General features: G+C 43.0%; 8 protein-coding genes. 3 read left to right on the top strand and 5 right to left on the bottom strand.

Going from position 1 to position 13334, the window contains the following annotated elements; all coding sequences use genetic code 11:
* Window positions 1–234: 234 nt before the first annotated feature.
* The gene (locus DB520_RS24825; protein WP_114752491.1) at window positions 235–1707 is read left to right on the top strand and encodes a M20/M25/M40 family metallo-hydrolase; all 1473 of its coding nucleotides are present in this window, start codon (window positions 235–237) and stop codon (window positions 1705–1707) included.
* Between the two features lie 385 nt (window positions 1708–2092).
* Here the strand turns inward: DB520_RS24825 and DB520_RS27395 are convergent, their stop codons facing one another.
* The 4 genes from DB520_RS27395 to DB520_RS24800 form a co-directional block, all read right to left on the bottom strand.
* Window positions 2093–2563 carry a transposase gene (locus DB520_RS27395; RefSeq protein WP_232835143.1) on the bottom strand — a complete coding sequence of 157 codons (471 nt, stop codon included), beginning with the start codon at window positions 2561–2563 and terminating at the stop codon, window positions 2093–2095.
* A 201-nt stretch (window positions 2564–2764) separates the two neighbouring features.
* On the bottom strand, window positions 2765–6958 hold the full coding sequence (locus DB520_RS24810; protein WP_114752489.1) for a hybrid sensor histidine kinase/response regulator transcription factor: 4194 nt from the start codon (window positions 6956–6958) through the stop codon (window positions 2765–2767).
* Between the two features lie 195 nt (window positions 6959–7153).
* Window positions 7154–7282, bottom strand: a complete 129-nt coding sequence (locus DB520_RS27515) for a hypothetical protein (RefSeq protein WP_262511332.1) — start codon at window positions 7280–7282, stop codon at window positions 7154–7156.
* 246 nt (window positions 7283–7528) lie between these two features.
* Window positions 7529–9751, bottom strand: coding sequence for an outer membrane beta-barrel family protein (locus tag DB520_RS24800; RefSeq protein WP_198675451.1), 2223 nt, complete (start codon window positions 9749–9751; stop codon window positions 7529–7531).
* A 295-nt stretch (window positions 9752–10046) separates the two neighbouring features.
* On the opposite strand from DB520_RS24800, the gene DB520_RS24795 reads away from it, so the two are divergent.
* Window positions 10047–10232 carry a hypothetical protein gene (locus DB520_RS24795; RefSeq protein ID WP_157972243.1) on the top strand — a complete coding sequence of 62 codons (186 nt, stop codon included), beginning with the start codon at window positions 10047–10049 and terminating at the stop codon, window positions 10230–10232.
* Window positions 10233–10321: 89 nt separating this feature from the next.
* A complete protein-coding gene (locus tag DB520_RS24790; protein WP_114752485.1) occupies window positions 10322–10537 on the top strand; it encodes a hypothetical protein in 216 nt (71 codons plus the stop codon).
* 3 nt (window positions 10538–10540) lie between these two features.
* Here DB520_RS24790 and DB520_RS24785 read toward each other — a convergent pair whose 3' ends face one another.
* Window positions 10541–13306 (bottom strand): M14 family zinc carboxypeptidase, encoded by a 2766-nt coding sequence (locus tag DB520_RS24785; RefSeq protein WP_114752484.1) that lies wholly within the window; start codon window positions 13304–13306, stop codon window positions 10541–10543.
* Between the last annotated feature and the right edge of the window lie 28 nt (window positions 13307–13334).

The following is a 13334-nucleotide window of genomic DNA, read 5'->3' as shown; positions in this document are numbered from 1 at the left end:
TGGCACAAATTTAAACTGATTTTTTCGCCTAGTTTAGGATATTAGCTCTTTCTAAGAATTTGAAATTGCGCCTTAATAGGAGCTGTCAGGCATTTATTTAGCGATACATAAGTGCATGATTATAGTGGCAACCCGCCTGACCAATTAAGGATTCTCCATTTGTGCAGACAAGACTAACAGTCAGACGGTTTTAAACCGTCTGACAGGAGATTACTGAAAAACAATAATTAACATATGCAAAAACCTACACTTACCTTATCCTTTCTTTTATTTTCCATCATTCATCTTTATGCGCAGGAAAACCTTCCGCAAAGGTTGGAAAGGCATGTGCAAGTGTTGGCTTCTGACTCCCTTGAGGGAAGGGGGCTGGGTACGGAAGGGCGGCAGAAAGCCATCCGCTATATTGAAAATGAGATGCGTGAAATGGGACTGCAACCTTTTCAGGAAGGTTCTTATTTCCACTATTTTGACTTTAGGGCCAATTTGGTCCAACTTAAGGGAAAAAATGTGGTGGGGATGATTCCTGGTGCTCATCCGGAACTGAAAGAAGAATACATTGTGATTGGTGCCCATTTTGATCATTTGGGATATAAATTGGATGAGGATGGCCCCAAAACGATTTTTCCGGGCGCTGATGACAATGCCTCAGGGGTGGCAGGAATATTGGAGATAGCGAGGCTTATTTTAGCCTTCGAAGAGCAACCACAGCGAAGTTTGGTCTTTGTAGCTTTTGATGCGGAGGAAAGCGGTCTGATAGGCTCAGAGTATTTCGTTAATGCACAGAAACCTTTTTCTAATGATGCCATCAAAGCCATGTTCAGTCTGGACATGATCGGCATGTTCGATACAGTAAATAAATTGAAATTGAAGGGTTGGCAGACTTTGGAGAATGCGGATGAACTGCTGGCTTTGGCGCAAGGGCGTCAGGAAATCCCTGTAAAAACCAAGTTTGAAATAGAAAGGGCTACAGATACCTGGCCATTTGGAAAAGTCGGGATACCGGCTATTTATGTAAGTACCGGACTGAAATCTCCCTATCACCAACCGGAGGATACTGCTGACTTGTTGGATTATGAGGGTATGGCCAAAATCAGCTCATTTATGACGGGATTGATATTGGAAATGGCCAATTCGTCCACAATGAAACCTTCTAGAATATTCGATGCCAAGTCTGCCAAGTACGGAAAACCGTTCAGGTTTGGTGCCCAAATTGGCATTGGTGCTTCACGTAATATCAACAGGACAGATTCTTACCGTGAATTTGGGGTGTTGGCCGTAGAAGCAGGTATTTACAGTAGGGTAAGAATAAGCCCCACATTTGAGGTTACGGTGAGTACACTTTATGACTTGAATGGAAGTTTGGTGGAGGGGGAAAGGTTTAGAAGACATTCCATTACAGTTCCCGCTCTGGTCCGCGTTACTCCCTTTTATTCAAAAGATGGTTTGTTCAGAATCTTTACCGGTGTTGGCCCTTATTTTAGGCAGCATTTAAGACAACGTTTATCAGAAGGTGCCCAACAAGGATTAGGTTCATCTGTGGAATTGCCTGATCAGGAGTGGGGGTTAAGTTTGCAGCTTGGTTTTCAGGTTTTTATGTTTACTCTTTCCACTGAGTGGAGGTCAGGTTTGACCGAACCTTTAAGGCTTCCGGGTGCTACGGAAATTTACAACAGGAATTTTAGGCTGGGGATTGCTTATGAGTTTTAGGCTGAATCCCGGATGGTAATGAGATCGTCTATGGGCGAAAGGATGATAACAGGGAAGTTGAGGGGGGGGATTCTTTTTTCTCCCTTCGCTTGGTAATCTTTACGGCGTTGGTCGTCATGGTGGCGAAAAACACCATCTACTTTTCCTTCTTCTCTCCCTTGACCCTTATTTTCCTCAGCCCATAGTGGTTTTTGTGGTCCCCGAACACGCCTTCCATTACCGTGGACCGTTGATTGGATATTTCACCGCTTAGTATCTTTTCAGCCTTTGATTACCCCTTGGGGCTTTTTTTGGGGAATTGCAGACCTTGAAAAGTTGCTTCTCGAATACCCATTGGCAGCATTCCTAGAGCAGTTTCATGTCCGTAGGGAAACGGATATAGCTTTCATAACAGGAGGCGTCCCTGCCTGCGGCAGGCAGGCATGAAAAGCACGTGGGTGTTGTCAATGTCCCCCTTCCAGTAAGCCAGGAGTACTTCCTGCACCCTCTGCCAGTCGGCATGTTCGGCCACGTATGTCCGTACCCTGCCGACGATGCCCGAATCCCTTATCAGCTGTTTTTCCTTCAGGAGCTTGCCGCAGAAAAGCTGTATGCCCCAGTCGGTATTGAAATGCTCAACCAGTTTTTCGTCGCTGAGGTCAAAATAGGACTTGAGGAACATCAGGGCGAACATCCCCTTTGCGTCAAACCACTTGGGTGCGCCGGGCCCCTGGTTTTCGGGGGGGAGACAGGCTGCCAGTTCCTCCCAGGGCATGGTGTCGTGGAGTTTTCCCAAAAACAAATTCTTGAAAATGTACCATTTTGGAATAAATTCCTGAAAGTCTTGGAAAATGCGGAGTTGTGGAGTATCTTTCATTGTATTTGAGTTTCGTAGCTTCAAAATACACAACTAAAACCCCGGAAACAAGCCCTAACGGGCCTTTTTCGGGGTTTTTTAACAAAAAATATTTTGCTTTATCACTTGATTATCTGTGGGTTACGAATACTCAAGGAAACCCTAAATTAATGGATGGGACAGATTTTGAAGGAGAGGACATTATCATCATCAGATAAATCTTTAAATTTTAGATTTAAAAGGCGTTGGTTTCAAACCAACTTCTTTATTTCTCTTTTTCTCCCCTACAAATTCGGTAGGCGTAACACCATAATACTGCTTGAAGGAACGGCTGAAATAGGTGAGGCTGTTAAAGCCCAGGTTGAAAGCTACTTCACTGATGTTCCCATAATCCTTAGCTAATAAACAAGCTGCCCGTTTCATACGAAAAGTCCTTATGAATTCGGTAGGGGCCTGGTCGATAAGCGCTTTGAGCTTCCGGTGCAGGTTTACCCTGCTCATGCCGATTTCTCTACTCAACCTTTCCACATCAAACTCTGGATTGGAAAGGTTATCTTCCATGATGGAAAGAAGACGAGTCAGCAGGCGCTCATCGGTGGAGGTAACCGTGATTTCCGATGGTTCAAGGGAAAAGGACTGACTGTATCTCATCCTTAATAATTTCCTGGATTTGATGAGATTTTTAATTCTTACCAGTAGCTCTTCCATCTGAAAGGGTTTGGTCAGGTAATCGTCCGCCCCGGTTTCCAACCCATCCAGTTTACTGTCCTTGTCCGCACGGGCGGTCAACAGGATGATGGGAATATGGCTGGTCCTTTCATCCTTTTTTAGTTGGTCGGAAAGGGTCACCCCGTCCAAATCCGGCATCATCACATCGCTGAGGATGAGGTCGGGCATCAGTTCCACTGCTTTTTCAATACCGATTTTGCCGTTTTCGGCCTCTGATATCCGGTAATTTTCTTTCAAGTTCTCCCCAATAAACTGCCGCATTTCCGGATTGTCTTCCACCACCAAAACTAATGGTCGGTGGGATTTAGGGGGGGTGAAGGTTCCATTCTTGGTAGAATAGGGGGTAAGAATGTTTGGTTCTTGTGCCAGTGTCAGCGGTATTTCGGATTTGGGCAAGGGAATATCAATTGCAGGGACAGGTTTTAGCGGCAGGGTCAATTCAAAAACTGAGCCCTGACCGGGTTCGCTTATTACCGAAACATCTCCTCCTTGCAACCTTACAAGCTCATGTACCAATGAAAGGCCTATCCCGGTGCCCTCATAAGCGCGGGTGGAAGCTGACTCCACCTGATAAAACCGTTCAAAAATATGGGTCAGTTTTTCCTTTGGAATGCCGATTCCTGTATCCTTTACCGCAATTTGAAGGTGATGGATTCCATTCTCCAATGGCCCAACATCCACCCGGAAAACCACCTCCCCACCTTTGGGCGTGAATTTAAACGCATTGGAAAGCAGGTTGGAAATGATCTTTTCCAGTTTTTCGCTATCGAAATAAACATAAACCAGACTTTCATCCATCTCGATTTTATAGGTTATTTGTTTGCTTTCAAACAGGGACACAAAAGATCCCGCACACCTGCGCAAAAAGGATACAATCTCCCCGGGTTGTTCGTCAACCTTTAGCTTTCCGGCCTCCAGCTTGGACAGGTCCAGTAACTGGTTGATCAACTGGTGGAGTCTTGAGGCATTTCTATGGATAAGCCCATAGTCTTTATCCCTTTTCGACAGGTTTTCATCCTTGTTCTTCAGTTTTTCAACCGTTCCGGAAATCAACGTCAGGGGAGTGCGGAACTCATGGGAGATATTGGCGAAGAATGAAGACTTTGTGCGGTCAAGCTCATGCATCTTCTCTGCTTCCATCATTTGCAACTTAAGGTCTCCTTTAAGGCGTTCCCGGTTGACCACCGCTTTACGCATGCCCAACAGGGTCAATATCCCAAGTGCAACATACAGTGAATAGGCCCACCAGGTCTGCCACCAGGGAGGAAGGATTGTGATGGCCATGCTTGTCCCGGTTTCGTTCCAGACCCCGTCGTTATTGGATCCCTTCACCCGAAATACATAATTTCCGGGGTTTAGATTGGTATAACTGGCATAACGCCTGGTACCGGAGTAAATCCAATCTTCATCAAAATTTTCTAATTTATAAGCATATTGGTTTTTATGAGAATTGATGAAATTCAGCGCGGAGAATTCGAAAGAAATGAATTTCTGTTGATGGGCAAGCGTAATACCTTCCACTTCTTTCTCTTTCCAGCCTGAAAGGGGTTGATCCAAAACACGGAATTCGGTGATAACGATGGGGGGAATTTTTTCATTGACCCTGATTTGATCCGGATAAAAGGCATTTAAACCATTAATTCCTCCAAAATAAAGCCGTCCATCCTTTCCTTTAAAGCTGGATCCTAAATTTAAATGCCCTGTAGCAAATTGGTTGCTTTGAAGGCCATCACTTGCGTCGAAGGTTAAAATTTCCTTGGTGATAGGATTAAACCGACAAATCCCCTTGTTAGTGCTTAACCACAGATTTCCTTCTGCATCAATTTCTATCCTATTTATGGTATTACCAGGTAATCCATCTTCAATGGTATATGCGGTAAAAATTTCTTTTTCAAGATCAAAATGACAAAGTCCCCCTCCATAAGTAGCCAACCAAAGGTTTCCTTTTGAATCATCCTGGATATGGCGAACAGAATGACTGCTTATGCTATTGGGATTTAGAGGACCCTGGGAGTAGTGGATAATTTCACCTGTTTTTCTGTTCATTCTGTTCAAGGCAATACTCCCGGTACCAATCCATAGATAACCTAACCGATCTTCAAAAATGCTCAGGCAATGATGATCACTAATAATACCTTCTTTCTTATCTCCGGAAAAGAAATGTTCAATTTTTTTGGTTCTTGGGTGAATTTTCTTTAATCCGTCTTGGGTGCCCACCCAAATATACCCATCACTATCCTCAAAAATAGTCAAGACCTCCCGGTCTGCGCTCCCGGTCCTTTCTGAAGCCTGAATGGGGATATGGGTAAATTCACCCTTGTCCCTGTCCATTACACTTAAACCTCCCACTTTTTTGAAATAATTTCCCCCGGCATATCCTATCCAAAATACCCCGTTCCTATCCTCGAGCAACGCACTCACATTATTAGTCATCAAGCTTATGGGATTGTGGGGGTCATTCAGGTAATGGTAAAAGGTGTTATTTTTTCTGTCCAATTTATTCAGTCCTCCGCCTTCAGTGCCTACCCAAACCACTTCTTCACTATCTTCTAAAATGACCCTCACGTGGTTGCTTTTCAGGGAAAATGGAATTTCCGGATCATTTTTATAATGATCGAAAGGTTGCTTTGTTTGAAGCATTCTATTTATTCCTCCATTTATCGTCCCTATCCAAATTACTCCGGTTTTGTCGATCAAAATGGGAAGGATTTCATTGCTGCTGAGTGAGTTTGGGTCGTTGGGATCATGACAATACCTACTGAAGTGTTTTCGGTCTGGACCTAACTTATTTAATCCCTGGGAGCTGCTAACCCAGAGGTTTCCTAAAGCATCCTCAGCCATGGATGAACTGAGGTAATTGGTACTGATGGAAGTGGAATCTTCAGGATTGTGTTTAAAATGATGGAATATGTTTGACTTTTTATCCCATTGGTCCAGGCCATTGATGTGGGCAATCCATAAAAACCCCTTGTGGTCCTCAATAATAGACATGACGGTGTTGCTGCCCAGACTCTCTTCGTTGTTTTCATCGTGTTTCCATTGCATCAGGCTTTCGGAATAGATGTTGCCATTTTCTTCTAGCCTGATTTTAAACAGGCCATGGTAGAAAGTCCCTACCCATAGGCTTTCTTCTGAATCCAGGTACACCTTATTGATCGCAGTATTCGTTGCTTCACCCAAGGGTACATTAATTGCTTCAAAGGAGGTAAGGTCAATTCTAAACAACCCGTCCATAGTGCCTGCCCAAAGATAACCAAATCGATCTTCTACCAAAGTGACAGTGGTAATGGCGGATTCTTCCCCTAAAGAACTCGTAAGACTCAAGGTAATATGAGAAAAGGTTTCTGACCAAGGATCAAACCTGTTTAATCCCCCACCGGAAGTACCTACCCAAATAAACCCTTGACCGTCTTCATAAACTACTCTTATCGGATTTTTGGATAAGGAGGAAGTATCCTTATAAGAATATTGATATGCTTTAAACGTATATCCATCAAAGCGATTTAAACCATCCTGGGTACCAATCCAGATAAAACCTTTTTTGTCCTGAATTATGCTCACCACATTATTATGAGAAAGCCCATCATTTATCGTCAGGTGATTAAAGGATATATTATCATGCTGCCCCATTCCAATTCCAGGAAAAACAGCTACTAAAATCAAGGATATGTTCCAAAATCTTATCATACAAGGGGAATTTCAAAGAAATGGCATTATCAATATAACCTAATAATCTGAAATTGTGAAATTTATAAGTGCTTAAATAAGGTATTCAATTTTTAAAGTAGAAATTTGAATTTTACCTTTTCTTGAGCTTATGATGAGCTATCACTATACCAACCATTAATCCACCACTATCTTTCTCAAGCCTTCCTCACGTTTTCAATCCATATTTACTCTTTTCCTCTCCTCCTCTGAAGCAGATTTGATGTCAACAGGCTTTAGCTTTTTATTGCTGATGTTTCTTGTATAGGTCAACCTGAAGCTTTGGTTTCTAAGAAAATAATCCATACTAAAATTGATGGGAGGATCAGAAATTACAGATTTAGCAAGCGTATTTTCTGTAGCGAGTAAGTCAATGAAGGATAACCTGATTGAATTAGGCGCCTGATTAATAAGTGAGGGGGCTCTGTAAATCAATGGGTTATAAATTCTTATTTATTAAATTTCCCAGGCAATTTTAGCAAATTGAGTAATTTCCAGATCTAAAACGCAATTTATGGTCAATTGACATATATTTTAGTATTGGGTAAGTGCCTAATTCAATAACCTGATATTCCCTTTTTCCTCTTTTAATTTTTTTTGGAATCCGGCATTCAGGGAACCTCTTGGTTTATATATCCATATTCCCAAGTTTCGGCGTGATTGATAATATCCTGATAGTTCGGCAGAATAACCTTTACCTAAAACAAAATTGTTGACCATGTTTAAATTGAAATCAACTATTTTGAAAGCCTGGTCATTTGACAGGTGCGTGGTCCTAAAATGCCGGTGTTGGAATTGGATATTGCTTTGAATATCCCACCAATCAGTAATGATCCAAGGAATGGACAATACTAAACCCGAAATTTTAGTGTATTCCAAATTTTGGGAACGCATCACCTTAATATTCCTATCCAGATCGAATTCTGGCTGAAACTGTGCGATATCATTTTTGATGACGTTATGTTCAAATCCGATCAATGCACGCTTAAAGCTTAAATCAAGTTTAAAGCCATCAAGTACTGCCGGTAACAATGTTGGATTACCTGAAAGATAAGTATTGGGGTTGACTATCAGGATCATGGGTGATAAGGCGTTCAATGTCGGTCGGGTGATTCTCCGTGAATAACTGAAAAACAGATCAAGGTGATCTTTTAACCTTCTTTTGATATAGAAACTTGGGAAAAAATTACCAAAATTTCTGTTGATCAATTCTTCTTTCTCCGAAGTCTGTATTCGGGTGTCTGTTTGTTCGTACCTTATTCCCCCATTGATTTGAGTTTTCTCGTTGATCGTCCATTCTGTGGAAAGGTAGCCGGCCGTAATTTTCTCTTCCATTTCCGCAGACGCGGTAAAATCCTCCATTTCGGATTTCACACCCTGTACTGTGAAGAAAGATGCTACATCTTTTTTAAATGAAGCCTGTGTATTTTTATATCCAGCCTGGAGTTTAAAGCCAGTATTGGGTTGGAAAGTATATTCCACAGCCGAAATATTAAATCCCATTGGCGTTTCATTATTGATTTCTATTTTGTTGAAAGTCCGAGTACCATTTTCCGGGGAAAAAAAATCATTATCATAAGATGTTGGATTACTGTATCTATAACTCAGCCAATCATAATCGAACCTGATTCGATGATTGGTATTGAAAGAATGGATGATATGAAAATTCGTGCTGATATTTTTCATGATCCTAGTCTCGTCAATCAAAATTCTGGCAATTATACTGGAATCAGGTTTTATGCTGCTTTCACTATCAGTAATGGCATCATTGTGGAAATAGTTGTTGTTCAGGTTCAGGAGCGCACCGATAGTGGATTTATTATTTAGTTTTAAAATGATCCCTGTCCGGAATGTCTGTGACAAGTTAAGGTCAAATCTATCAAATTCCGAATTTAATTGGTTTACAAATCCCTGTTCCTCAAATCGATACTCATTGATAAACAACCGCCTGTTTCGGATATGCAAAATCGAATAATCCATAAACAGGGACACTTTATCCGTCCTATGATACATGCTGAAATTAGCACCCAGAATTTCTCTTCTTTTCATGCCTGCGGTCAACCCGAAATTGCCATTGGTGCCCAATTCAGGATTTTCCCGCATCACAATATGGATGATTCCTCCTGATCCTTCGGCATCATAATTAGCCGGAGGGTTGGTGATCAGTTCTATTTTCTCCACATTGGCCGCACTCATCCCCTCCAACATCTGCAGGGCGGCCTCTATGGACATGCGGGTGAGGTTATTGTTGATCATCACCATGACACCGCTTTTGCCGTTCAGAGTGAGGGTATAGTTTTGCTGGTTGACTACAACCCCCGGAGAGTGGGAAATGACTTCCAAAACAGAATTTCCAGCAGCCGTAATACTTTCCTGTACATTCACCACCATGCGGTCGATCTGTTTTTCATATAGGGGCTTTTTGGCAGTGACGGTGATTTCTTCAAGTTCCTCCTCCATTTCCTGCAAAATGGTGGGGGGCAATTGCACCACAGGTTGGGAGCTCCCAGGTAGTTTTTGGATATGTGACTGATACCCCACGAGAGAAACAGAAAGAAGGTACTCTTCATTTTCCAATTCGGCTACGGAAAAACGGACATTGTCCTCGGATACGGCTCCTTTAACGAGGGAGGAATCTAAAACGGAAAGCAACAGGACATTGGCATAAGAAAGCGGCTGTCCTTCCGGATCCTGCACCGTCCCGGAGATCTGCCTTTGGGCAAAAAGGGGAGTGATCAGCAGGAATAATAGGATGAAATCTGCCAGTTTTTGCATAATCATCGTTTTATGAGAATCCCAGAAACGTAAGGGATATTTTCCTAGGCTGCCAATTCAAAGGTTATTGAAAGATCCTTTGATGAATTTAGTGCTTACCGCCACATGGGGGTTAGTACAAATGTTTCAATAGTTGTAATTTTTGCCAGTAGCAGTCCCGCTCTGTATGACGTTTGCGTCATACTCGATTTCATCCTAGTTTTGATTGAGATATAGGCATTTTTTCCCTGGACCTATGAGGGTGGATGAAAAAAAATAAAAGTATTTATTCTTGGAAAGAAAAACCTTCCATCCTGTGACACAAAGCTTCGATCTTGTTACAGCCCGGGAACTCATTGCAGGGATCACCTCCTATACCACGGATAATCCACCCACCGAAGAGGAATTAGCTCAAAGCGTGCAAAACAGCCTGCTGAGTATTCCTGGGCAATGGGAAACCAATGCTGCCATTAATGCAGATATGAAATCGAGCCTGTCCTGACGGCAGTCAGGGCATGACGAGCACGTCACACACTGGGATGATTATCGTTGCGAGATTTCATGTGGCCGCTGAAAAGAAATTATAAACACATGAAAAGATTGGTCAATTTAGGGTTGGATGAATCTTATCTAGAGGGCTACCATGATAACCTTAGAAACTTGGACGTAAAAACCTTGATGGGTACGGCAAGGGAATTCCTCCATTCCAACCAAATTCATTGGTTGATCATTGGGGATAAAAGTAACTATTTGAAAGCATTGCAGGAGCTTGGATTAGCTGAAATCGAGGAGATATTAGTGGAGTGATGGTTAAGGTTGACTACTTTTCTTGTCTAGGTGGTTCCAATTCATCAATGCATTCCACAACATGGGGGCATCGTGGTGGTTTAGGAAGCGGTGTAAAGGGTTAAAGGTAAACCCCAAAATATGGCCTTTTCCAACCTGTACGTCGAAAATGGCCCCATGACCTATGATCTTTTCCTCGTTTCTCACCATACCTGAAAGCACATAGGGACCGGTTTCTTCCTCCTCCCGGACTTCACCTTTGTCATTATCAGCACCCCATACTTCTCCCTCATAGGGTTTTTCGTCCTTTAACAGGTCTTCGCCAAATTGAAGAACCATATGGTCTCTAAAATACAAATTGGTCTGCACCAAAGGGTCATTGCCCATAAAGAGGGGAAAGGTTTCCCCATACCCAAACAAAACAGGATGCTCTCGCTTTCTCACCTTTGCATTTACAATGGATCCCGGATGAAACAAGTCTGTTTTTGGTGCAGGGGTCAATTTGGGGATCAAACCAACTTCTGCCAATAAAGAGGTACTTCTTCCCATGGAAATCAGCACCCCTCCCTGCTCCACAAAATCGGACAGATTTGCTAGGCCTAGAAGCCCGGGGCCGCCCGTGATATCATCGGAGGAATCTGGAAACCCATGGGAAGGATAGGCATCGGTTTGCGTGTAGGCCATTGGGGAAAAATCACTGGAAATGCCATTGATGAAATCATTAGAACTCCCAGACCCAATTCTGGGAACAATGATGACATCATACTTTTCCTTAAGGTGCCCGGCCCGGATATGATCTTTGTGAAGGCTTTCGAAGGGGACCCCTCGCTCCTCAAAAGTGAACCTTGCCCATCCATGGTCTTGGGTGCTATACCAGGTATGATAGAGGCCAATTCTAGGAAGTGAAAGGGGTTTCCAATTTGATGCCTCCACTTCAATATCTACCCACTCCGAATCGATGGAAAAGGATTGGGCTAGGGAATTGGCCAAATCAGCATCAATGTTTTCGATCATTACGGACCCCAAAGGCAAAGTGTCATACTGAAGGATGATGGGCTTATGCAAAACAGCGACCCGGATATCAGGTTTTTCCTCACCAATTTGGTATAATGCGCCCAATAGAGTGTTTTGTCTTTGGTTGGGGATAAGCAAATTTTTCCCCTTGCCGGTTATTTTACCGATATAATGCATTTTTTCGCTAATCTTACTTCCTCCTACCTTTTCGGGCAGGGTGTCCAAAGTGATTACCTCCACCCCGTTCATTAAGCTCAGGGTCCAGGCCACATCATCATAGGGCGGAAACTTACTGTCCTTAGGATAATCCTGCTTGGAAAGCAGCGAAAGAGCAAGGTTTCGGTAAGGCTGCTGTAAGGGCACCAGATAATCCTCGTCTCTTTCTAAGACCTCAATTTTTTGTGTCAATAGTTGGTTTACGGTGTAGATTGCCATGGCAGGATCCCTTTGGGTTTTGGGGATGGTAAAAGCTTTTGGGCTTTCATTTTCACCTTTTTTCCAACTGTTGTATCCCTTTTGGTAGAAGTTTTTTAGGAGAAAATTAGGATTTTTGGCGGCGTATTCAAGTGAGGCAAGTACTCCTGCCTGCATATAGTTGATGTTGTTTCGAAAAGACCAATAGATTTTTTGAGGAGGGGGAGTCTGTCTGTACCATTGCTTTGAGGTCACGGGCTCTCCGGCATAATTGTAGAATGACAAGTCTCTCATCAGGGTGTTGGCACCTGCATTGCCGAAGGTCTCAAAAAACCTTCCCGTGCTGTTGTGGTTGCTGGCTACCCACATGCCGTAGCCAATCCACCACCCATCTGTAAATGCCCAGGTAAAGGCACCCGGAAGTCCTTGTTGGGCTAGGGTGTTCAGGTCATGGTGGGCCATGGTCTGCCATTCTGCCACCAAGATGGGATCATAGTTGTCATTATAGGGGCCTGTGCCCATGGAGGTGTAAAACAAGGGAAGAGACTCATGTAAGTCCAACATTACAGTGGGATGCCAATCATGATAGATGGAGTGAAGGGTTTTGGTGATTTCCTGGGTGACCTGTATGCCATCCCTGTTGTTGTCATGGAAGGTATATTTTCCCCAATAGGGCGGTGATAAGGTTAATTTAACTTCCTCTTCTTTCTCCAGGTGTTTCGTGTGTCTATTGTACCAATCGACCTGCTTATCCCAACCGTCAGGCTCAGATATGGGGTTGATTAATATGACCAGGTTTTTCCTGATTTCTTTGATGTTATTTTCTTCACTTGTCACCAATCTATAGGCAAGCTCCATGAGCATCTCAGGAGAACCTGTCTCTGTGGAATGCATGCCCCCATTCACATAATATACAGGCTTAGAATCGGAAAGTATTGTTTCCAAATCATTGGAAGAAAATTCTCTAGGATCGGCCAATTTTGCCAGTTGGGACTTATAATGGTGAATTCTATTCAGAGTTTCCTCACTGCCTATTATGGCCAAATACATGGGTCGGCCTTCCTCAGAAGTTCCTACTTTTTCCCATTTCAGCCGTGTTGAGGTGTTGGATAGTTTATCGAAATAGGAAAAAATTTCAGTGCTGCGATGGAGGATGTCAGGTGCTCCGATGATTTCCCCGAAATGTGCAAGGTGAGATGGGATTTTGGGGTGCAAGGGAAGGTTGAGCACCGTCTCAGGTAGGAAACGTTCGTCTGTGGTATAAGCCTTGATTTTTTCGTTATACGCTTGATCAATTTGTTGGGCAATAGTCTGGGAAAGCCCTATTATCAAACTTATGAAAAGAAGGGAATATTTGGTCATGGAAGTATTGGGTTCTAGTAATTTACAT

It is taken from the genome of Pleomorphovibrio marinus, from assembly GCF_003347495.1.
Taxonomy (GTDB): Bacteria; Bacteroidota; Bacteroidia; order Cytophagales; family Cyclobacteriaceae; genus Pleomorphovibrio; species Pleomorphovibrio marinus.
The sequence above is the reverse complement of the archived record's forward strand: the minus strand, read 5'-3'. Positions and strand labels throughout refer to the sequence as shown.